Below are 22,614 nucleotides of genomic sequence, written 5' to 3' on the forward strand. Positions count from 1 at the left end.
GTTAATCCAAAGGCAGTTCTGCAGGAGTTTTCCCTCCAGGATATTCCTTCGCCTGCTCTTCATTTCTTAAAACACGAAGTCCGCCCTCTGCTAACGCTTGAAGTTCATTCTCTCCAGGCTGAATAATACAGTCTGAAATCCATTCGACACGGTCTGTAATATTTTTTACGAACTCTTTACCAAAAGCCAGTCCGCCAGTAAGAATGATCGCATCTACCTGACCGTGCAGCACTGTACTTGCTGAACCGATCTCTTTTGCAACCTGATAAGCCATCGCATCGTAAACAACCGCAGCTCTTTCATCGCCGTTCTCTATCTTTTCTTCCACTATTCTTGCATCATTTGTTCCAAGATAAGCAACAAGCCCGCCTTGTCCCACTAATTTTTTCATCACTTCGTCGGCGTAATATTCTCCTGAAAAACAAAGAGATACTAAATCACCGATCGGAACTGTACCTGCACGTTCTGGAGAAAATGGTCCTTCTCCATGCAGCCCATTGTTTACATCAATAACACGGCCATCTTTATGAACACCTACTGTAATACCGCCACCCATATGAACCACAATAAGACGAAGCGACTCGTAGGATTTGCCAAGCATTTTTGCGACTCTTCTTGCAACCGCTTTTTGATTTAATGCATGAAATATACTTTTACGTTCAATTTCAGGAACACCCGATATACGCGCTATTTCGTCCATTTCATCTACAACCACAGGGTCTACAATAAACGAAGGAATATTTAATCCTTCTGCAATCTCGTAAGCGAGAATACCACCAAGGTTAGACGCATGTTCACCTGCATATCCCGTTTTCAGATCCTGAAGCATTGGTTCATTCACACTATAGGTTCCGCCTTTAATTGGTCTTAAAAGACCGCCACGGCCGACCACACAGCTTAATTTAGAAATATTTATTCCCTCATAATCCAATGCTTCTAGAATCGTTTCTTTCCGGAATGAGTATTGGTCAATAACCGACTCGAATTGATTTAATGTTTCGATATCATGCCTAATGGTTTTTTCGAACACAGGCCTTTCGTTATCAAAAATACCAATCTTGGTAGAGGTTGAGCCCGGATTAATCACTAATATGCGGAATTCTTTTTGATGCACGTTTCAAACCTCCATTAGCACAAACTATTATCGAGTTCGGTTAGATAGAATGTGTCGTTCATTTAATAAAAACTGGCTTCTGGATTTTCTTATACGCTCAATGCGTTCTTCTGCAAGACGGTCAGCCGCAAGGTAAGTCGGAATGTTATCACGTTTAGAAATTTCAATTACACTCGCGATATTATCATAAATCGTTTCAACCTTCTTAAGTGCTCTTTCACGATTATAGCCATTAAGCTCATCAGCCACATTGATTACTCCGCCGGCATTAATTACATAGTCAGGTGCATACACGATTCCCATCTCATGAAGTGCGTCACCATGTCTTGTTTCTTTAAGCTGGTTGTTTGCAGCACCCGCAACAACTTTTGCTTTAATTTTTGAAATTGTATCATCATTGATGATTGCACCAAGTGCACATGGTGCAAAAATATCACAGTCAACACTGTAAATATCATCGATATCTACAGCTTTTGCACCGAAATCATCAACTGCACGCTGAACCGCTTCTTTATTAATATCAGTAACGATCAATGAAGCTCCTTCTTCATGAAGGTGTTTACAAAGTGTATATGCAACATGGCCAACACCTTGGACAGCGATTACTTTACCTTCTAATGAATCTGTTCCGAATGCTTCCATCGCTGCAGCTTTCATACCGCGGTATACACCATATGCAGTAACAGGAGAAGGATTTCCGCTAGAACCAAATGCTGGAGAAACCCCTGTAACAAAAGGTGTTTCCTGATAGATCAAGTCCATATCTTCAACCGTTGTACCAACATCTTCTGCTGTGATGTAACGGCCGTTAAGACCTTGAATATAACGTCCGAATGCGCGGAACATTTCTTCATTTTTATCTTTTTTAGGGTCTCCAATGATTACTGTTTTACCTCCGCCAAGGTTTAAACCAGCCGCAGCATTCTTATAAGTCATTCCCCTTGCAAGTCTTAATGCATCTTCAATAGCAGCATCTTCATTCTCATATGTCCACATTCTTGTTCCGCCTAAAGCTGGTCCTAATGTTGTGTCATGAATACAGATGATCGCTTTTAATCCAGATTGTTTATCTTGGCAGATTACCATTTGTTCGTAATCGTAAGTCTCCATATATTTGAAAATTTCCATTTTGTTTTCCTCCTAGAGTTTCTTATCAGTGATGACAGATTTTACAGCCAATGCTATTGAGAGATATTTACTCTCAGAAGAATCGGCTCTTGAAGTTAAAACGATTGGCGCTTTTGCACCGCAAATTACAGCACCAACTTTTGCGCGGGCAAAGTAAATGAGTGACTTGTATAAAACATTGCCCGTCTCAATTGTCGGAACAAGAAGAATATCTGCTTCTCCTGCAACGTTTCCTGAAATACCTTTATGAACTGCCGCTTCCTTTGAAATAGCATTATCGAGTGCTAAAGGACCTTCAACCAATCCTCCGGTAATTTGTTTTCTTAAATTCATAACCGTCAGGCTTGCCGCGTCCAATGTTGCTTGCATGGCAGGGTTTACATTTTCAACTGCAGCCAATACTGCAGCTTTAGGCTGTTCAACTCCTGTCTGCAGAACAAAATCTATAGCATTTTGTAAGATCTGAGCCTTTTGATGAAGATCAGGATCGATATTCATTGCTGCATCGGTAACAAAGATCAGCCTGTCAAAGCCTTTAATTTCAAATGCAGCTACATGGGACAGTACTTTGCCTGTTCTCAGACCAAATTCTTTGTTTAGTACGGCTTTCAATAACACTGAAGTTGAAACAAGGCCTTTCATAAGGATGTCTGCTTTTCCTTCATGCACAGCTTTTACAGCACCTATTGCAGCTGATGCAGTATCCGTTGAAACAATTTCAATTCCGGGTGTTGAGCCGTTTGTATTCTTTTTTAGCCAGTCAGAAATTTTATCGCCATTTCCAAATAATATAAAATGAGCAATGCCCTCTTTATAAGCTTTAAAAACACTTTCCATCACTTCTTGATCGCCTGCTTCTGCCACTGCGATGACTGGTTTCACTTGCTGGTTTTTGGCTTGGCTAACCAAGTGCTCCAAACGCATGTAATCCCCCCTTGTTTAACACTTTTATATTTATGCAAGTTCCGTGCCAAACTTAAAAATACGATTTTTATGTTTCACTTCACATTTTTAGCAATTTTTTGCATACACAATGCATTTTTTTGCATGAAATTATTTGCGTGCTTTTTCATCTAAGCCGTATTTTTCTAGCTTATAATAAAAATTACGAAGTGAGATTCCTAAGGCTTTTGCTGTTTTTGTTTTATTGCCTTTACATTTTTCTATAGCATCTGTCAAAATAGCCTTTTCAAACTTATCCATTTGTTCTGATAAAGTGATTTCTTCAAAGTCAGCATGTAGTGACTTTTCAGAATCCGATTCGGACCTATTGTTATTTTGAGAGAGCAATGAAATATGATCCCTATTTATCTGTGTATCATTATGGCTCATATGAATAATAGCCCGGCCTAATATGTTTTCAAGTTCTCGGACATTTCCTGGCCAATGATAAGATAACAGGAATTCTTCAGTATCTTTGCTGATTACTTCAATGTTTCTTCCATAATCCTGATTCAATTTTTGCAAAAGGTGGTTTGCCAGGAGTAATATGTCACTGTTTCTAGCTCTGAGAGGCGGGATATAAATCGGCATGCGATTTAACCGGTAATATAAATCCTGCCTAAAAGTTCCATCTGCTATCATTTTTTCAAGATTGACATTAGTAGCAGCAATTACCCTTACATTTATAGGAATGGCTTTTGTTCCGCCAACCCTTCTAATTTCATTTTCCTGAAGAACACGAAGGAGTTTAGCCTGTGTATTCTGAGAGAGCTCTCCGACTTCGTCCAGGAATATACTTCCGCCGTTCGCTTCTTCAAAAAGTCCTCTTTTACCGCCTCTTAAAGCACCTGAAAAGGCTCCTTCTACATAACCGAAGAGTTCACTTTCTAACAAAGTTTCTGATAAAGCGGCACAGTTTACTCGGATAAACTTGTTGAATTTCCTATCGCTCGCATTATGAATGGCATGTGCGAATAATTCTTTCCCTGTACCAGACTCACCTCGGAGCAGAACGGTAGCAGGCGTTGAGGCTGCCAGCTTTGCTTGATCAACTGCAAACTTCATCTCATCAGACTCACCTACAATATCTTCAAAAGAATATTTAGCCTCAAGTGTACGTATGATTTGTCTTGCCCGATTCAGTTCTTCTGTTAATCCTTTTATTTCTGAAACATCATGAATGACTCCCACACTGCCTTTAAGAAGCCCGTCTACGATAATAGGTGCTACATTAACTATGACATCTTTTCTTTTAGGTCCTACACGCAAGCGCGCTCCTCTAACAGGTTTTCTGGTTTTCAGCACTTGCATATGAATACTTTCACCCTCAGAAATGTCTGTTGTAGCGGGTTTACCGATTACCTGCTCTGCTGTATAACCGGTAAGCTTTGTGTAAGCAGGATTAATCATTATACCTTTTCCTTCTTCATCTACAACTGATATAGCCTCTTCAGAAGAATGAATAATTGACCTAAGCATAATTTGGATACTCTTTAAGTTTGTCACTTCTTCAGCTAAGTCTACGATCTCTGTAATGTCTTTAAAGACAGCAAAAGCACCGAGCTTACGCCCCGTTTTATCTAAAATAGGAGTTCTCGTGGTATAAATTTTAGTCCCATTTGCAAGGATTTGCTCCTGGTTTACTTCCTCAACACCTGTATTTAGAACTCTCGGTAGCTGACTGTTCGGCATAACTTCCAAAATTGATTTTCCTACAGCTTCATTTCTTGAAAGCCCAGTCATTTTTTCTGCACTTTTATTAAAGATTGTAATGTTCAGCCTCTGATCTATAACAATCATACCGTCATGCGTGTTATCTAAAATAGTTTTTAATTGCTTGAGATTTTCTTCAGCGGACTTCGTTTCTTTAAGCTGTTCAGCTAATGCAGAAAATTGAGTATCTGAAATCAGGATTGACTCAGAATACATATCATTCTGCAGCTTACCAGCCTCTTTTCTGAACGAAGATGAGTAAATCAAATAATCCGCTTCAATATTGGGGGGCGATGTGTAACAAAATACTGGCACATCTTCCTGCACTTTTTTATTATTCATATCAAACACAATTACACCAATTGCTTTAAAGGTTTCAGAAGATCTCAGCATCCTGAGTAAATGTTGTGTTTCTTCAGGAGCGGTTAATAATAATACATTTTGCAAACATTACCCCTCCACATTCTATGTAAAATGGATGTGCAATTTTTTTCACACATTTATCATACCGTAGCATGAAAGGGTTTGCAAACTCTAATTTCATCGACAATGAAATAAACTTTATGTACAATACAATTAGAGGAGTGAGGACATTCATGAGCAGGTACGCAGCGTTAGTTATTGTTTTAATTCCTGGAATCATGGCTGTAATGGGCATTAAATGGATGAGAGATACATTGTTTGGAGTACTGCAGTTTCCCTTCCCGGCGTTGTGGCTGCAATTTTTAGCTGGTTTTATTAGCTTTTCAGCAGGACTAGCCTTTGTCGGGGGATTCATCTTTTATAGAGACCGGAAAAGAAATAAAGTACAGCTTAAATTCAAAAAAAAATAACCAGGCCTCTTTAAAGAGTAACGGGTTCGGTTGATAGGGAGAAAATTCTAATTAGCAACAAAAATAACATCCTTTCTAATAGGAGATTAAATTGTAAATTAACACTTAAATTATCAAGGAAATCGGCAGACCAAATAATCAGGTCTGCTTTTTTCTTGCTTTTTTGGTAAAGGCTTACCATTTAGTGATAAAATGAAGTAAGAATGTGAAGAGGTGCACTTAAACTAAAGGGCAGTTTAGTTTAAAAAGGAGCAAATGTTGTTAGAATTGAATAAAAAAAGCCCTTCATGATAACATGCAAGGGCAGTCATTCTAGTAATATCGTTAGATCAGATTGATTGTAGCGTAGGCCGGATGATAATCTCATTAACTCCAGCATCATCTGGTTCATTTATAGCAAATGCAATTGCTCTAGCCACACTGTAAGGAGAAATGCTAGGATAATCTTGATACTCATCAAGAACTCCTGTTGCTGTCATTCCCGGTGAGATGTTCGTTGAACGAATATGAGAGGTAGGAGACTCTTCTTGACGAAGACCTTCCGTAATAGCACGTACGGCAAATTTGGTCGCACTGTATACAGTTGTACTTGGAATTACTTTGTGTCCCATAAGAGAAGATATATTGATAATATGTCCTGATTGCTGGTTCCTCATCGTTGGCAAAACCGATGCAATGCTATACAGCACACCTTTAATGTTCACATCGATCATTCGATCCCAATCATAGATTTTAAGTTCATTTAGAGGAGAATTCGGCATGATTCCAGCACTATTAATAAGTACATCAATACGACCATACTGTTCCACAGCAAACTGGGCGAGTTTTTGCATGTCTTCCACCGAAGTCACATTGGCTTGCATATAAACAGCCTTTCCATCTTCCTTATTAATTTCGTTCACGATTGTTTTGAGAAGTTCTTCTCTTCTGGCAGCCAATACTACTTTTGCACCGTTTTGGGCTAAAAACTTAGCGGTTGCTTCTCCAATTCCACTCGATGCTCCTGTTATAATGATTACCTTAGATTTCAAGTTTTCCAATTGTTATCGCTCCTTTAAGTAATTTCAATGTTATTTCCGTATTCAAAACATATTTTATTCAATACGCGTTGTTTATAATGCGGCCGTTGATTATTATTATAGAGAGAAGAAAAGTTATTACAATCGCTAATAATCACTCTTTTGTGTGATATACAACAAACGTATGAATTTTGTTGATGAAAAACGGAGGTAAATTAAATATGGCTATTGGAAATAAAACTGATAGACGAATTCTTAGAACAAAAGAAGCCATAAACAGGGCGTTTCTTGAAGTTTTTTCTGAGAAGGAATTTGATCGAATCACTATAAATGATATTTCTGAACGAGCAAATGTAAATCGAGGAACCATTTATCTTCACTATACGGATAAATATGACCTACTTAATAGGTGTATAGATGATCACTTGGACAAAATGATTTCTTCTTGCACGTTAACTAAGTTTATACAGGAAAAAGTTGAAGAGAATGAGGCTATAGAGGCTCTGAAATCTTTATTTAATTATATTCAGGAGAATTTTCTATTCTTTTCTTCGATGCTCTCTAGTCAAAAAACTTCAGTATTCAGAGAACGTATACAAAAAACCCTTACTTCTAGTATTCAAGAAAAGATCGATATGCAAGGTATTAATCAAGGGATGGACAAGGAATTAATTATACAGTTTACTGCAACGGCTTTTGTAGGAACTTTAGAATGGTGGATTATGAACCAAATGCCGCATCCACCCGAATATATGGCAGATCAAGTTTGGACATTGTTTGAAAGGAATAACATAAACTCCTAAATTTATTAATATGGTTGTAGCTTCCGAATAGTTTTATTGAACTAAAGGGTGCGTTAGTTCACTAAAAAAAATAATAAAAAAGTAAGGGGCTTGGAAATCCAAGCTCCCTTTTACGTGTTTTTAGATATGCATCAATCACCTTAAATATAAGATATCTTTCAGTTCAAAAACCTTCTCAACGATACCTAATCGTTGAGAAGGAGTCTTATTTACTTTTCCTGTCTTATAAGGCAAACAAAAGTTATAGTACGTCCTCAGTATTGTTATGGCCATTTGAGCGTATTTTGGATTAAAGTTTGCATAGATGTAACTCTTTTGATCTCCTCGAGCGGCTGTTAATGGCCTCTCGAGTATCGACAGTCTTCTTCTAATTTGCTGAATAAAGGAATTTGATGCGTTGTCGTTCACATTTAACATTAGTTCAGCAATATCCTTTGGTTCTAGCGACGATAAGTTGGTTGTGCAATCTACAGAACGATACCCCCTATCAATTGTAGCCAGAGGGTGTTCTATCGGGTTATCAGCGTACTCTAAATGAGTACCAGTAGAAGTTTTAACTTCTTTATGAAAATGGTGGGTTTCAAAGAGTTTTTCTAGTTTCAGTTTAGCTATGTCTCTTAGTTTTTTAGTTTTAATACCATTAAAATCCGCCCATTCTAACAGCTCACTTTGCACTTCTGCAAACTCCTGGCGAGCTTGTTTCCTTGACTTAGTTTTGTCGGATTGACAAAGGAAGTGGTGTCCATCACTCAAACGGATTTCTTTCGCAAACACTCGAAAAATAGCCGTGATAAGCGAGCTGTCTTCATCTGTTATAAAACGCCATTCTGAAGCATTTACCAGTTCTTTAATAAGCCAATAATGAGCAATACTTGTGTAAGTCGAGTTGACATGTAATCCTTCTGTATATTTTGTTCTTCTCTCCACTCTGGATAGATCATGATTATACTCTGTTTTTGTTTGAGTATCCTTTGCTGAAGGCGGTTGAGGGTAATAAGAAAACTTTGTAAACCTTGCATTTTTCCTCGCGTATATTCCTACATGATCATCTTTATATTGTATTGTGTCTTCCTGAATTTCATCAAGAGTAACATCCCAATCATAAGATACGTCACTACGAAATACATATCTGGAGATGGCATCAGCACTGATAACGACATTAGTAGGGAAAACAGAATCTTCAACATCATTATATTTACTTCCGCCCATTCCTTTCTTGCGTACATTGTTTAGATAATAAGTCATCTTATCTGTGTTGATCCACATTTCTTTAAACTCTTTATCTTGCAATGGTTTAGTTTCGTTTCTTTCTAAAAATTCAAGGCATCTACGGTAAACAAACTCTAATTTATCATAATACGTGCCATCTGCAATTCCCAATACTTCGCAAGCTCTAGTTATAGGTTCTTTGTTAAGCAATAATTTAGTAAATAATAGGTTAATCTCACTGCGCTTCTGTTTATATACAACGGATTGTTTGCTACCTGGTCTAAGCGTTGTCTTTTTCCTACATGCCCTACATTGCCATTGCTGAGCTCCCGTACTGCTACTTTTCCCTTGTCTGTAAAATAATGATGGTGATTCAAAGGGAGTTTGCTCTTGTTGGGGACATCCTTCCTTATGAAAGTTGTAAACAGGTTCATCATCCATTACGCTATTTATTCGAATCAACCTATGTATTTCTTCAGCAATAGACCAATTAGATAATGCAACGGACTTGCAATTAAATTCGGCCCCTTTATTTTGCTGTATTGGGTCAGGATTACATTTTATCTGTTTTTGTTCATGATTAGCAGCATCTAATCTATATCGGTCTGGTTTCCCCTTTACATCAAATTTCTTTTGTTGTAGCCCTTGCCACTTACAGTAGGGATTGGTACAAAAGTTGTATTGAAACAAATAACTCTTATTAAAGAGGTTAAACTCAATGGGCTTAAACAATAAGTTTCTGTACTTTGTTCCAAATTGTTTTGGAGATAAGACATTATAATCCTTATGTCTATTTTCTAATTCCTCTTCCGAAACAGGGTATGTGACTTCTAATACAACATCGTCCTTTGAGAGTAGTTTTTTGAGCTTAGCCAACTTTCTCTTCCTTTTCCTCTATTAAATGTTCTATGTTTACTTGCTTGATTATCCGCTTGTTGTTTCTTTTGGCTTTTATCCACTCTATAAATTTATCGTCATCCAGTATATTAAGCAGCAGTTTATCCACTACATCGCTTTCCGTGTACTCTGTGTATTCCGCGTAGTAAGAGACGATAGCTCTAACACGTTCTGAAATAAGCCAATCTACTTTATCAGCATTAATATTTCTGGGTTCTATAAATTCCATTACTAAAACCACTCCTTAATGTCCTATTTTTTACTCAGCATAACCATTTAACATGGGTTTTAACACTAAAATTATCAACAAAATTAACACCCTAAATAGTTTACCTTTTAGCAGAAGTACAATATTTTTTGTACGCTTGCGAATCAGTATACTAAATAGGGTGCTAATTGGCATGTTAAAGTACATGTTTTCACTAAAAAACTTTGGTATATCAATAACAAAAGAAGGTGCGAATTAGTTTGCTAATTCGCACCTCCGAAAGCTATGTTATTTAATGTTTTCTCCCTCTCAACCGAACCCGTTATTTTAAAGAGTCAGCTGGTTATTTTAATTTTAATAACACACAAAAACCTCAGTCGAAGGACTGAGGTTTTTATTAAATGTATTCTATTTTTATCCAGCTTTAAACTCTAACTCAGATAATTTCATTACTTAACCTCCCCATCCCAACAAATACAAAACCCAATAAATCAAAGTGATTTATTGGGTGAGATGGTAAGAGTTTATAGGTATAATATCCGAAGTTTGAGTATAAACACAAAGTATTGGTTGGGTTAGGCACTTACCAAAACACTATGCCATAGCTTTATGTTCGATTCTTAGCTTATCAGCGACCATCGCAATGAATTCTGAATTGGTTGGTTTCGCTTTTGACATGGAAACTGTATAGCCGAACAAGGAAGAGATGCTGTCGATGTTCCCACGGCTCCAAGCAACTTCAATCGCATGACGGATCGCACGTTCAACACGGCTTGATGTTGTATTAAATTTTTTCGCGATATCCGGATACAATACTTTCGTGATAGAGCCTAAAAGTTCAATATCATTGTATACCATAGAAATTGCTTCTCTTAAGTACATATAGCCCTTAATATGAGCAGGAACTCCAATTTCATGAATGATGCTTGTAATGCTGGCATCCAAATTACGCGGTTTATTTATCGTTTGGAAATTGTTTCGGGCATTACCGGATGCACGCTGAACTGTCGTTTTTTCCGATCCGCAGATTTGGCGGATCTGGCTAGCCAAATTTTCCATATCGAACGGTTTTAAGATAAAATATGAAGCGCCAAGATCTACAGCTTTCTTCGTTACATCTTCTTGTCCGAATGCTGTCAGCATGATTACATTAGGCTGAGGCAGATCGTCACTTGATCTGATTTTTTCTAAAACAGCTAATCCATCTAAATGCGGCATGATAATATCGAGAACGAGTACATCAGGATTTTTATTTTCTAAAACGGAAAGACATTCTTGACCGTTATAAGCTACACCGATAACTTCCATGTCATCTTGACCTGAAAGATATTCCCTCAAGAGACTAATTAATTCACGATTATCATCAGCTAGACACACTTTAACTTTTTGCACCATTATTTCCTCCCCATCCAGCAATTTCTTGTTTTTCCCAATGTAAGATTTCAACAAAAAATCTTAAATCCCTTTATTTAGTTTTAAATTTTTTAAAATTATTTTAATTTTATTGTAGAAAAAGCCGTTTTCTTCAATTTACTTCGAATTTCGACAGTTATTAGTATGTAAACGATTAACTTTGTCGAATTTTCTTTACAAAATTCATTATACAAAATTTTCTTATGAATGTCTAAAGAATTAAGAAAACCTTTTCCAAATAAAAACAGGCAACTGATATCAGCTCGCCTGTTTTCTTTCTTCGTATATATTTATACCAGCTTCATCAAGCATCCATTCGATATGAACGCCATATCCAGAAGTTGGATCATTTACAAATACATGTGTTACTGCACCAATAATTCGACCATTTTGTATGATAGGGCTGCCGCTCATTCCCTGTACGATACCGCCCGTGATTTTTAACAGTTCTGGATCTGTAATTTTTATTACCATGCCTTTAGTAGCTGGAAACTTTTGTGGAACAGAACTGATCACATCAACTTCGAATTCTCGAACCTTTGAACCGTTTACTACAGTAAGAATTTTTGCTGGACCTTCTTTAACTTGATCAGAAAGTGCAATTGGCATAGGCTGGTTCCAGCTGCCGTTTGAAATCTTTTCGTTCAATTTTCCAAAAATCCCAAATGGACTGTTTTTAGAAATATCCCCTAATACTCTCTGGTCATTTGAAAAACGTGCTAACTTTTCCCCTGGATGTCCGTTTGAACCTTTTTCAATTGATGTAACAGTCGAACCCAGAATTTCCCCATTGTTTACCTTTATGGGCTTTTTTGTATCCATGTCTGAAATAACATGTCCTAAAGCTCCATATTTAAATGATGTCGGATCATAAAAGGTCAGTGTTCCCACTCCAGCAGCGGAATCTCTAATATATAATCCAATACGATACGACTGATTATTTTTATCTTGAAGCGGCTTAAGCGTTCTATGCATCGATTTGCCGTCTCTGATGATTGTAACATCCATCGGCTTTTGCGATTCACCGGATTCTTTAACAAAAGGGCTTACATCACCCATCTTTTTTATATCTTTTCCATTAATTTTGGTAATAATATCTCCTACCTGAATATCGGCAATTTCCCCAGGAGATTGTTTACCTGAATTCGTATTAACTAAATGATGACCAACAATTAGTACTCCGAGTGTATTTAATTTTACACCTATTGATTGTCCGCCCGGTACAACCTTCAAGTCGGACAATACTCTTACATCCATCTTTTTAATGGGAAAACTTGCTGCTTCGAGAGTGGCCATTTTATCACCGTTTGTTTTGGCTTGTATCGAAACGATCTTTTCGCTTTCCATTGCGGTTGTATAGATTTCATTCTCTTCCTGTTGGATAGAAGTTCCTACAGGAATTGACTGAATTAAATTTTGTCCTTCAAAAATGGTAATTGATTCAGGCAGTTTCACATAATCACGCACAGGAGACAAAAAACCGATTCCCACTAAACTTCCAAGGAGAATAACGCCGATCATTCGCCGAAGTAAATCATTAAACATCTTTCACTCTCCTCGCTCCTAGCTCACACCCTCACCATGGCTGTACCTTTAATTTAGCCTACGGAGCCTGAGATTATAACCGGCAAAAAAGAAAAAGCTATTCCTTATTTGGATAGCTTTTTCATGCATAATTGCTTAAGATGATTTTTTTATGGATTCAGCAAGTTCCAATAATTCTTGTGCATGCTGTTTGGTTAAGTCTGTAATTTCTACCCCGGAAATCATACGGCCAATTTCGTTTACTTTTTCATCCATTTTTAACGAAAGAACTTTAGTAACCGTTCTTCCTTGAAGTGTTGCTTTTGAAATATGAAGATGAGTATCAGCCATTGCCGCAACTTGTGGAAGGTGACTAATACATAAAACTTGAGATCCGACCGAAACACGATAGATCTTCTCAGCAATTGCCTGGGCTACACGTCCTGACACACCTGTATCCACTTCATCGAAAATAATAGCTGTAATCCCTTGATTTTCAGAAAAAATGGTTTTTAAAGCTAAGATGATTCTGGACAATTCCCCGCCAGATGCAACTTTAGATAGAGGCTTCAGTGGCTCACCCTGATTGGGAGATATGAAAAATTCAACAGAATCCATGCCGGTCTTCAAGAACTGATTATCTTCTATACGTTCCATCATTACTTCAAATTTCGTTTTTTCCATATACAGTTCTTTAAGCTGCTGCTGAATAGCTTTTTTTAATGATTTTGCTGTTTCTAACCGTTTTTTAGTCAGTTTCTTTCCAGAGTTCTCTAATTTAGAAACAATTTTAAATTGCTTCTTTTTCAGGTCTTCAATATGATTATCTTTGTTTTGGATCAGTTCAAGTTCTTCCTTGATCTTTTCTCCGTAATTTAAGATTTCTTTTACCGAAGAACCGTATTTACGTTTTAATTTGCTTATTTCGTCGAGACGATGCTCGATACTGTTTAATCTTTCAGGGTTGTACTCTAATGAATCAAACATATCGCGGATTTTATATGTGAGTTCTTCAAGTACATAAAAACTGCTGCCGAACTGTTCTTCATCAGCTTTGAGTGTTTCATCCAATGCTGCAACCTGTGAAAAATCATCCATGGCTCGGGATATAAGTTCAAGACCTTTGCCCTCTCCATATAAACTGTGGTAAGCATCTTGAAGATGTCCATGAATCTTTTCAAAGTTGCCAAGCATTCTTTTTTCTTCTTCAAGCTTAATATCTTCATCCTCAAGCAAGTTTGCTCCTGAAATCTCTTCATATTGGTATTCTAATAAGTCAATGCGCTGAGCAATTTCCTGTTCATTTCTGGAAAGTTCTGAAAGCTGCTTACTTATTTCTTTATACTCTTTAAATGCATCTTCATATGTGATAAGCTCTTTTTTAAAATCCTTATCACCAAAGCTGTCTAACAGAAAGAGGTGCTTATCAGGCTGCATTAAGTATTGGGTTTCATGCTGACCATGAATATCAACTAAAGCCTGTCCAATTTCTTTTAATACAGAAAGTGTGACAAGCTTCCCATTTACTCTGCAGATACTTTTACCGCTGTCTGTTATATCTCGTTTAAGCACTACCATCTCATCTGTGATGGTAATTCCTACTTCTTCACACTTCTCATAAACCCGGTGGCCATCATGAATATAAAATAAGCCTTCAATCTCTGCCTTTTGTGTTCCGTAGCGCACAAACTCGGTGGAACCACGTCCGCCGATCAACAGACCAATAGCATCAATGATAATGGATTTTCCAGCTCCTGTTTCACCGGTTAATACGGTAAGCCCCTTTTTAAAAGAAACACTTAAAGAATCGATTATAGCAAAATTACGAATACTCAATTCTGCCAGCAAATACATCACACCTTATTAAAAATTTACAGCATATCTAAAAAACGCTGAGAAATATCTGCACTAACATCTTTTGAACGGCAAATAATTAATATCGTATCATCGCCGCAAATGGTTCCCATAAGATCTTCCCAGTCCAATTTATCGATTAATGCACCTATTGCATTGGCGTTTCCAGGAAGTGTCTTCATTATAATCAAATGGTCTGCATGATCAATACTGATAAAGCTGTCTGTTAATGTTCTTCTAAGCTTCTGAAGAGGGTTGAACCTCTGGTCTGCAGGAAGACTATATTTATAGCGTCCGTCATTCATTGGAACTTTGACAAGGTGAAGTTCTTTAATATCACGAGATACTGTAGCCTGTGTAACATTAAAGTTGGCTTTTTTCAAAAGTTCCACCAGATCATCTTGTGTTTCAATATCATGATTACTTATCATTTCACGAATTTTTATATGTCGCTGTCCTTTGTTCACTAGTAAATCCACCTCTATTTTTACACTGTCACATTCTGCCTTTATCTTATACTATTGTGGATAGGATGTAAATTTTTCATTAATTATATAAAAGAAAAAGAGCAGGTTTTGGCTATTCCCGCTCTTTCTTAAAGGTATTATGCGCTTCTTTGACGATCTCTGTAATCCTGTTGTCTGACATAGCTGGTTTATCTTTTTTATTCACTTCTCCATAAAGAAGAAACTCTATATTTCCGTCTCCGCCTGTAATCGGTGAGTAGGATAGATCCACAGGATTAATTCCGGTTTTTTTAGCAAATTCAATAATTTCACTAATAACTCTTTCGTGAACTTTAGGATCACGTACAATTCCTTTTTTGCCTACTTCTTCTCTGCCTGCTTCAAACTGTGGTTTAATGAGAGCAATCACTTCACCATTATCCATCAGCTGAGCGAGAACTGGTAGGATAATTCTTAATGAGATAAATGAAACATCAATCGTAGCAAAATCAGGAATTCCGTTTTCTAGCTGATCAGGGGTTACATAACGAAAATTCGTCCTTTCCATAACAGCAACGCGTGAATCGTTCCGAAGCTTCCAGGCTAACTGATTATAGCCTACATCGATGGCATATATATATTTCGCACCATTCTGTAGCGCACAATCTGTAAAGCCGCCGGTTGAAGCACCAATGTCCATTCCCACTTTGTCTTTCACGTCAAAAGAGAATACTTTTAAAGCTTTTTCAAGCTTTAAGCCGCCTCTCCCAACATAGGGAATAACATCGCCTTTTACATGTAATGGTGCGTCTGATTCTATTTTTTCTCCAGGCTTGTCCATACGGGTTGTACCCGAAAAAACAAGGCCTGCCATTACAGACCTTTTCGCTTTTTCTCTTGTTTCACACAACCCGCGGTTTACAAGCAGTACATCTACACGTTCTTTTTTCATGTAAAAAGACCCTTTTCTGCATTTCTCTTAACCAGTTTTTTAACACGTTCAACAAGATCCGGGGTAGTTAACCCAATCTCTTCTAGAAGTTTTGTTACACTTCCATGTTCTATAAAACAGTCAGGTATCCCCATTCTGTCGATCATGATATTCGCTTGGGTTTCTGAAGCATGTTCGAGTACAGCACTTCCGAACCCACCCTGAAGCACTGCTTCTTCAAGTGTAAGAATCGGCATATTTTGATCATATATTTCATTAAGCATTTTGAAATCGAGAGGCTTAATAAAACGTGCGTTGATCACACGCGCAGAAACACCTGATTTTGCAAGAATTTCCCAAGCTTCGAGCGCCATTGGAATCGTTGTTCCGAAAGTCAGGATGGCAACATCATCGCCCTCTTTAAGAACTTCCCAAGATCCGATAGGAATGTCCTCAAATTCTTTGTCCATTTGCACACCTGTACCGTTCCCTCTTGGAAAACGGATAGCGATGGGACCATCTTCATATTTCAATGCAGAATACACCATATGCTGCAGCTCGTTCTCGTCTTTACCCATCATGAGGACCATATTAGGTATATGGCGAAGGAAAGCAATATCAAATACACCCTGATGTGTTTCCCCATCTGCTCCGACTAATCCTGAACGGTCAATCGTAAATAGAACATTTAAGTTTTGCCTTGCAACGTCATGTACAACCTGATCGTAGCCGCGCTGCAAGAACGTAGAGTATATAGAAAGCACAGGCTTCATATTTTGTGTTGCGAGTCCTGCGGCCATTGTCGTTGCGTGCTGTTCAGCAATCCCTACATCAAAAAGGCGGTCAGGAAAGGCCTTCCCATAGTCAACAAGCTTTGAACCAATAGTCATGGCAGGGGTGATCACTGTAATGCGTTCATCTTTATGTGATAGCCTTTCAAGTGTTTTACTTACAACTCCACTGTATGATGGACCAGCCTGCTGAGGTTTGATCTGTTCTCCTGACTCAATTTTATAAGGGCCTACTCCATGCCAGCTGTCATTTTTATCGCTCTCGGCTGGTTCATAGCCTTTACCCTTTTTCGTAAGAACATGAATAATCACAGGACCATTTGTTTTCTTGGCATAAGTCAGATTTTCGATCAGGTCCTCTACATCATGCCCGTCAACAGGTCCTAAGTAGGTATAGCCGAGTTCTTCAAAAAACATGCCTGAAACCAATAAGTATTTTAAACTGTCTTTTACCCGTTCAGCAGTTGCAGCAAGCTTGCCACCAAAAGCAGGAATCTTACGGATTAATGCCTCTAGTTCATCTTTTGCTTTATTATACTTTCTGGCAGTCCGCATACGTCCAAGAACGTTATGAAGGGCACCGACATTTGGTGCAATAGACATCTCGTTATCATTAAGGATCACGATTAAGTCTTTCTTTTCATGTCCGATATGATTAAGTGCTTCTAACGCCATTCCGCCTGTTAAAGCACCGTCTCCGATAACTGCAACTACCTTGTCATCTGTCTTTTTCAAATCTCTTGCAATTGCCATACCCATAGCAGCTGAAAGGGAAGTCGAACTATGGCCTGTTTCCCATACATCATGTTCGCTTTCGATTCTTTTTGGAAATCCGCATAACCCTTTATGTTGGCGGAGTGTATCGAACTGAGATGCTCTGCCAGTAAGAATTTTATGGACATATGCCTGATGGCCGACATCCCAAATAAATTTATCTTTCGGGCTGTCAAACACTTTATGCATAGCGAGTGTTAATTCCACTACACCTAAATTTGGTCCTAAATGACCTCCTCTGACAGAAAGCTTCTCAATCAAAAAGGAACGGATATCACCGGCTAATTTATTTAATTGTTCGGTACTATAAGTTTTTAAAAAATGAGGATTCTGAATATCTTCCAGGTTCATGGAATAAGCCTCTCTTTCCATTAACGCCTTTTTTTCTCTTTCTTAGCAGGCGATAGCAGTTTAATTCTTAATTTTTCCTCTATAAAATATAATAAACGCCCAACCTGAAAAATAATAAAGGTTGAGTGATTGATCGCGTAAGATTTCCCTAGTGCTTTTCCGCCAACTGTAAGTGCAGCTACAACACTTGTAAAGGTGATTGTTATGATATATTCGAGGTTGGAGCCTGAACGTTCTCCCATGGATAACGCAAGTTCGACAACTACTGCTGCCGATGCTGTACCGCTGACGATACCTGATATATCTCCAATTACATCGTTACAAAAATTTGCTACCCGGTCAGCGTTTCTTGTAATAAGTATAGCATGTCTGGCACCCGGTACTCTTTCAGAAGCCATCGCATGAAATGGAACTTCTTGCACGGCAGTGGATGCCACCCCTATAACATCAAAGATAACACCGGTTAATACAATTAAAAAAACGATTCCCATCCCGATAGCCCATGAAACACCATTCAGGAAAAAGGATGATACAACTGTAAAAATAGCCGCTAACACAAGAGTGATAACGGCAATGCTTGTACTCCATTTAAGTGTTTTAGAAAAGGAATGCTTCATGCATAACTCCTTCTTTTCTGGTAACTTTATGTAATAAGGAGTGGTCACCTTATTAAGTAAAGACTGCGGCTTAGGTCCAGTAGGTTTTCCCAGAAGAGTACGAAATGTCGCCATATTCGCGGTTTCCCTTTACTCTCTTCTTAACGCTGTCGCCAAACGTTAGACTAGATTACCACTTAGTCCGCACTATAATCCCTAACAGGTGTCAAAATATTAGAACAGTCTAGGAGTTTTCCTCAACAGCCCTTCGCACATTCCCTAGCCTCTTTTGCAGAGAAGATTTCATATGGCATAAAGCTCAAAATCAGCGGCCAACCGATACAGGCTTTTCACGCCATAATCCCCTCAAGCTCCACTCAAGGCAGGCTACGCTGCTCGCCTTTTCTTTTCCTGAAAATCAAGAAAAGCGGCAAAGCAGGTTCAAACCCCATTTCGCAGTAAGGTCTTTTGGACACAAACCGCAAATATGGGGGCCTCCGCGGAAGAAGGGTCATCGCCCACATGCCATTGTGGATCGCCCTTCAACCTTAACTCCCAGCGTTAACCCAAGGCTGGGCGCCTCAAGCCAACACAAGGAACTTCATCGATGTGCCCTTTGGCGGATTTTTAGGCCCGCCTTCAGGAACGGGGGACTGACTAGAATACTGCACCACTCCAAAGCAAATAATATCATATCATACTTCCCATTACGCAACAATGTGTTAATGATTTCTTTTTATAATGTAGTCAGCAATAGAAGCTAATATACCTGTATTTCTGTTGATTTTACCTAAATGTTCCAAAGAAATTTCAATGTGGTTCTCCATTTCTTTTTGTGCACCCTCAAGACCCAGCAATTTAGGATATGTTGTTTTATGATTAGCTTCATCACTGCCAATTGGTTTACCAAGCTGAGCCTGGCTGCCAGTAATATCTAGAATATCATCCTGAATTTGAAAAGCGATCCCTATATGCTGGGCATAAAGCTGGAGAGACAAAAGTTCCTCTTCGGACGCTCCAGCTGCAATTCCGCCTGAAAGTACGGAGCATTCCAGCATTTTTCCGGTTTTCTTTTCATGGATACTCTCCAGATCCTTAAAAGAAAGATCCTTGTTTTCACCTTCAAGATCTTCTACCTGTCCGCCAACCATTCCTTCTGCACCAGCAGCACGTGATAATACAGAAAGCAGTCTTACTTTTTGATCCGCATCAAGATATTTATTATCTGTTATAAGTGCAATACTTTCTGTTAAAAGTGCATCTCCTGCCAAGATGGCTTGAGCTTCTCCGAACACTTTGTGAGAGGTCGGCTTACCTCTTCTGTAATCATCATTATCCATAGATGGAAGGTCATCATGAATAAGTGAATACGTATGTACAAATTCGATGGCACAAGCGGCATCTAGAACAGTTTGAGGGTCTTTTTGAAAAGACTCCACGACAGCAAGCGCAAGAATGGGACGCAATCTTTTACCCCCTGCTGAGATCGAATAAAGCATAGACTCCTTTAGTGTAGCCGGAGCATTTAGCCCATTCAGGTAATTGATCATTCTATCTTCAACTATTTTCTTCTTATCACGAAGATATTGTTCAAAAGCAATCAATGATCTTCCTCCTGGATAACGAAAGGCTCTTCCTTTCCATCTTCGTGCATAATTGTATCCATTTTTTTCTCAACATTTTTTAGTTTTGTATGACAAAGCTTTGAAAGCTTCATCCCTTGCTGATATAGATCGATACTTTCTTCGAGTGGTACATCTCCTTGTTCCAGCTTCTCTACGATTTCTTCAAGCTGTACCATCGCTTCTTCAAATGTTAATTTTTTACCGGTTTTTTCAGCCATTTGTTAAAGACCCCTCCGTTCCAGTGATGTGACAATCGATCTGTCCGTCTTTAAGCTTTATAGTCAACGCATCTCCAGCCTTAACCTGTTCTACTGACTTAACAAGTTCATTCAAGCCCTTTTTATACGTTAAACTATATCCTCTATCCATTATCGCTAACGGATTTAATGAAGACAGCCTTGAAATTTTATTTGAAAAGTTCGTTTGATGCTGCCTCATATGCCGGTTTGTCTCTTTCAGCAAATTCTTATGAAGCAAATTCACTTTTTCACTTGCTTTTTGCAGCTGGCCAGCAGGTGAGAAAAGGGATAACTGACGCTGCATTTGTGTCAACCGCTTCTGATGATCACCAATGAAACTTTCTGCAGTCCTTTTGAGTTTATCCATATTTCTATCCAGTTCTTGCTCTTTTTGTTTAACGAGCTGGGTAGGGTACTTAAATGCATATGATTTTTGCAGACGGTTCAAATGATGCTTATGCCCCGCTAAAAAATCATTCATTACCCTTTTTAGTCTTACACTTCTCTGGTGCAGCCTGTCCCCAAGTTCAGCGAGATGCGGAACCGCTAACTCTGCTGCTGCAGTCGGAGTAGGTGCTCTTAAGTCTGCTACAAAATCAGCAATCGTAAAATCTGTTTCGTGCCCAACCGCAGAAATGACAGGAATCCGTGACAAATGAATAGCCCGGGCAACAATTTCTTCATTAAATGCCCATAGTTCTTCTATAGAGCCCCCTCCACGTCCAACAATTAAAACATCAGCTTTACTTAAACTGTTCGCTTGCTCAATTGCTTTAACGATAGATGGAGCTGCTCCTGGCCCTTGAACAAGAACGGGATATAAAGTAACTGAGGCTAACGGAAAACGGCGTTTTATTGTAGTAAAAATATCTCTAACTGCTGCACCTGTCGGCGATGTGACCACACCTATCCTGCCAGGAAACTTAGGCAGCATTTTTTTACTGGAAGACTCAAAAAGCCCTTCACTCTCCAGCTTGTTTTTCAATGTTTCATAAGCCAAGAACAGATTACCTACACCATCCTGCTGCATTGTTCTTGCATAAAGCTGATATTGACCTTGGGGTTCATAAACTGAAAAGGACCCTTGAATTAATACATTCATGCCTTCTTCCGGCTTGAAGTTTAAATATTTATTGTTTCCGGCAAACATCACTGCACTAACTCTGCTGTTTGCATCTTTTAGCGTAAAATACAAATGACCTCTGCTATGCAGCTTTACATTTGATAATTCACCTTTAACCCATACATCCTGCAGATTGCCGTCATTTTCAAATAATCGTTTAATATACCGAGTGACAGCAGAGATTGGAACATAACGATCGTTTTGCATTAATGAACTTCCTTTATCTTCTTTCTCCACTTTGATGCAAGCACAGTATTATTCATCAGCATTGTAATAGTCATAGGACCAACACCACCAGGAACAGGCGTAATATGTTTAGCTTTAGTTTTTAATGCTTCAAAATCAACATCTCCACACAATTTACCGTTCTCAAGACGGTTTACACCTACATCAATAACAATAGCTCCAGGCTTTACCATATCCTCGGTTATGATATTAGGTTTACCTACTGCTGCAATTAGTATATCGGCCTGCAGTGTGTGTTCTGCGATGTTTTTTGTTCTGGAATGACAAAACGTTACTGTTGCATTTTCCTGCAGGAACAGCTGTCCAACAGGCTTCCCTACTAAGTTGCTTCTGCCTACCACAACAACATGCTTGCCTGTGATATCTTCACCTGTTTGTTTTACCATCTCTAAAATGCCAAGTGGCGTACATGGAATAAAAGCATGTTCATCACCAGCATGCATTTTACCAATATTTATTGGGTGAAAGCCATCGACATCTTTTTCAGGCAGAATGGTTTCAATAACTTTTGATTCCCTTATATGTGAGGGCAAGGGGAGCTGAACAAGTATACCGTCGATTTGTTCATCATTGTTAAAAGATTGAATGCAGTCCAATAAATCATTTTCTGAAATGGACTCAGGAAGTTCAGTCAATACCGAGTGCATACCAAGTTCTTTGCAAGTTCTCTCTTTTGCAAGAACATATGAACGTGATGCCGGGTGATCGCCTACAAGAATAACAGCCAGTCCAGGAACATTGCCTTCTTGCTTTAGCGCCTGTATCTCTTCTGCCAGTTGCTCTCTTATCTCTTTCGCAATTTGCTTTCCATCTAATACAGTCATTCTAGGTCCCC

At 38.5% G+C, this 22,614-nt stretch carries 20 protein-coding genes; 2 read left to right on the plus strand and 18 right to left on the minus strand.

Going from position 1 to position 22,614, the window contains the following annotated elements; translation table 11 throughout:
• Window position 1 precedes the first annotated feature (1 nt).
• From buk to M3196_RS02930, 4 genes are all read right to left on the minus strand, one after another.
• Window positions 2-1,114, minus strand: coding sequence for a butyrate kinase (gene buk, locus M3196_RS02915; protein ID WP_251320762.1), 1,113 nt, complete (start codon window positions 1,112-1,114; stop codon window positions 2-4).
• A gap of 27 nt (window positions 1,115-1,141) precedes the next feature.
• The gene (bcd, locus tag M3196_RS02920; RefSeq protein WP_251320763.1) at window positions 1,142-2,242 is read right to left on the minus strand and encodes a branched-chain amino acid dehydrogenase; all 1,101 of its coding nucleotides are present in this window, start codon (window positions 2,240-2,242) and stop codon (window positions 1,142-1,144) included.
• A gap of 12 nt (window positions 2,243-2,254) precedes the next feature.
• Complete coding sequence (gene yqiS / locus M3196_RS02925) at window positions 2,255-3,166, minus strand: phosphate butyryltransferase (RefSeq protein ID WP_251320764.1); 912 nt, start codon at window positions 3,164-3,166, stop codon at window positions 2,255-2,257.
• A gap of 129 nt (window positions 3,167-3,295) precedes the next feature.
• The gene (locus M3196_RS02930) at window positions 3,296-5,290 is read right to left on the minus strand and encodes a sigma-54 interaction domain-containing protein (RefSeq protein WP_251321708.1); all 1,995 of its coding nucleotides are present in this window, start codon (window positions 5,288-5,290) and stop codon (window positions 3,296-3,298) included.
• 203 nt (window positions 5,291-5,493) lie between these two features.
• On the opposite strand from M3196_RS02930, the gene M3196_RS02935 reads away from it, so the two are divergent.
• Window positions 5,494-5,730, plus strand: a complete 237-nt coding sequence (locus tag M3196_RS02935) for a DUF2627 domain-containing protein (RefSeq protein WP_251320765.1) — start codon at window positions 5,494-5,496, stop codon at window positions 5,728-5,730.
• 329 nt (window positions 5,731-6,059) lie between these two features.
• On the opposite strand, the gene M3196_RS02940 is transcribed toward M3196_RS02935, so the two are convergent.
• On the minus strand, window positions 6,060-6,770 hold the full coding sequence (locus M3196_RS02940) for an SDR family oxidoreductase (RefSeq protein ID WP_251320766.1): 711 nt from the start codon (window positions 6,768-6,770) through the stop codon (window positions 6,060-6,062).
• 200 nt (window positions 6,771-6,970) lie between these two features.
• Between M3196_RS02940 and M3196_RS02945 the strand changes: the two genes are divergently transcribed.
• Complete coding sequence (locus tag M3196_RS02945; protein WP_245823605.1) at window positions 6,971-7,552, plus strand: TetR/AcrR family transcriptional regulator; 582 nt, start codon at window positions 6,971-6,973, stop codon at window positions 7,550-7,552.
• A gap of 135 nt (window positions 7,553-7,687) precedes the next feature.
• On the opposite strand, the gene M3196_RS02950 is transcribed toward M3196_RS02945, so the two are convergent.
• The 13 genes from M3196_RS02950 to folD form a co-directional block, all read right to left on the minus strand.
• Complete coding sequence (locus M3196_RS02950) at window positions 7,688-9,637, minus strand: insertion element protein (protein ID WP_251320767.1); 1,950 nt, start codon at window positions 9,635-9,637, stop codon at window positions 7,688-7,690.
• Window positions 9,630-9,887, minus strand: a complete 258-nt coding sequence (locus tag M3196_RS02955) for a hypothetical protein (RefSeq protein WP_251320768.1) — start codon at window positions 9,885-9,887, stop codon at window positions 9,630-9,632. The genes M3196_RS02950 and M3196_RS02955 overlap by 8 nt, the downstream gene beginning before the upstream one ends.
• A 573-nt stretch (window positions 9,888-10,460) precedes the next feature.
• Entirely contained in the window at window positions 10,461-11,258 is a 798-nt protein-coding gene (gene spo0A / locus M3196_RS02960; RefSeq protein ID WP_251321709.1) for a sporulation transcription factor Spo0A, read from the minus strand.
• A gap of 279 nt (window positions 11,259-11,537) precedes the next feature.
• Window positions 11,538-12,824 (minus strand): SpoIVB peptidase, encoded by a 1,287-nt coding sequence (spoIVB, locus tag M3196_RS02965; RefSeq protein ID WP_251320769.1) that lies wholly within the window; start codon window positions 12,822-12,824, stop codon window positions 11,538-11,540.
• Window positions 12,825-12,959: 135 nt separating this feature from the next.
• A complete protein-coding gene (gene recN, locus M3196_RS02970; protein WP_251320770.1) occupies window positions 12,960-14,651 on the minus strand; it encodes a DNA repair protein RecN in 1,692 nt (563 codons plus the stop codon).
• A 23-nt stretch (window positions 14,652-14,674) separates the two neighbouring features.
• Window positions 14,675-15,124, minus strand: coding sequence for a transcriptional regulator AhrC/ArgR (gene ahrC / locus M3196_RS02975; RefSeq protein ID WP_251320771.1), 450 nt, complete (start codon window positions 15,122-15,124; stop codon window positions 14,675-14,677).
• Between the two features lie 112 nt (window positions 15,125-15,236).
• Window positions 15,237-16,055, minus strand: a complete 819-nt coding sequence (locus M3196_RS02980; RefSeq protein WP_251320772.1) for a TlyA family RNA methyltransferase — start codon at window positions 16,053-16,055, stop codon at window positions 15,237-15,239.
• Window positions 16,052-17,950: a 1-deoxy-D-xylulose-5-phosphate synthase gene (dxs, locus tag M3196_RS02985; RefSeq protein WP_251320773.1), complete on the minus strand. Its 1,899-nt coding sequence runs from the start codon at window positions 17,948-17,950 to the stop codon at window positions 16,052-16,054. The genes M3196_RS02980 and dxs overlap by 4 nt, the downstream gene beginning before the upstream one ends.
• Before the next feature lie 20 nt (window positions 17,951-17,970).
• A complete protein-coding gene (locus tag M3196_RS02990; protein ID WP_251320774.1) occupies window positions 17,971-18,567 on the minus strand; it encodes a hypothetical protein in 597 nt (198 codons plus the stop codon).
• Window positions 18,568-19,268: 701 nt separating this feature from the next.
• Complete coding sequence (locus M3196_RS02995; RefSeq protein WP_338082922.1) at window positions 19,269-20,150, minus strand: polyprenyl synthetase family protein; 882 nt, start codon at window positions 20,148-20,150, stop codon at window positions 19,269-19,271.
• Entirely contained in the window at window positions 20,147-20,389 is a 243-nt protein-coding gene (locus M3196_RS03000) for an exodeoxyribonuclease VII small subunit (protein ID WP_251320775.1), read from the minus strand. The genes M3196_RS02995 and M3196_RS03000 overlap by 4 nt, the downstream gene beginning before the upstream one ends.
• A complete protein-coding gene (gene xseA / locus M3196_RS03005; protein ID WP_251320776.1) occupies window positions 20,382-21,740 on the minus strand; it encodes an exodeoxyribonuclease VII large subunit in 1,359 nt (452 codons plus the stop codon). The genes M3196_RS03000 and xseA overlap by 8 nt, the downstream gene beginning before the upstream one ends.
• Window positions 21,740-22,603 (minus strand): bifunctional methylenetetrahydrofolate dehydrogenase/methenyltetrahydrofolate cyclohydrolase FolD, encoded by an 864-nt coding sequence (gene folD / locus M3196_RS03010; RefSeq protein WP_251320777.1) that lies wholly within the window; start codon window positions 22,601-22,603, stop codon window positions 21,740-21,742. Before folD ends, xseA begins: the two co-directional genes overlap by 1 nt.
• Window positions 22,604-22,614: the final 11 nt, after the last annotated feature.

Source organism: Fictibacillus nanhaiensis (assembly GCF_023715445.1).
Lineage (GTDB): Bacteria > Bacillota > Bacilli > Bacillales > Fictibacillaceae > Fictibacillus > Fictibacillus nanhaiensis_D.

Coding starts and splice junctions, on each gene's coding strand:
- bcd (WP_251320763.1), bottom strand. CDS start 2,242: ATGGAAATTTTCAAATATATGGAGACTTACGATTACGAACAAATGGTA.
- yqiS (WP_251320764.1), bottom strand. CDS start 3,166: ATGCGTTTGGAGCACTTGGTTAGCCAAGCCAAAAACCAGCAAGTGAAA.
- M3196_RS02930 (WP_251321708.1), bottom strand. CDS start 5,290: ATGCTGAGATCTTCTGAAACCTTTAAAGCAATTGGTGTAATTGTGTTT.
- M3196_RS02935 (WP_251320765.1), top strand. CDS start 5,494: ATGAGCAGGTACGCAGCGTTAGTTATTGTTTTAATTCCTGGAATCATG.
- M3196_RS02945 (WP_245823605.1), top strand. CDS start 6,971: ATGGCTATTGGAAATAAAACTGATAGACGAATTCTTAGAACAAAAGAA.
- M3196_RS02955 (WP_251320768.1), bottom strand. CDS start 9,887: ATGGAATTTATAGAACCCAGAAATATTAATGCTGATAAAGTAGATTGG.
- spoIVB (WP_251320769.1), bottom strand. CDS start 12,824: ATGTTTAATGATTTACTTCGGCGAATGATCGGCGTTATTCTCCTTGGA.
- M3196_RS02980 (WP_251320772.1), bottom strand. CDS start 16,055: ATGAAAAAAGAACGTGTAGATGTACTGCTTGTAAACCGCGGGTTGTGT.
- dxs (WP_251320773.1), bottom strand. CDS start 17,950: ATGAACCTGGAAGATATTCAGAATCCTCATTTTTTAAAAACTTATAGT.
- M3196_RS02990 (WP_251320774.1), bottom strand. CDS start 18,567: ATGAAGCATTCCTTTTCTAAAACACTTAAATGGAGTACAAGCATTGCC.
- M3196_RS03000 (WP_251320775.1), bottom strand. CDS start 20,389: ATGGCTGAAAAAACCGGTAAAAAATTAACATTTGAAGAAGCGATGGTA.
- xseA (WP_251320776.1), bottom strand. CDS start 21,740: ATGCAAAACGATCGTTATGTTCCAATCTCTGCTGTCACTCGGTATATT.
- folD (WP_251320777.1), bottom strand. CDS start 22,603: ATGACTGTATTAGATGGAAAGCAAATTGCGAAAGAGATAAGAGAGCAA.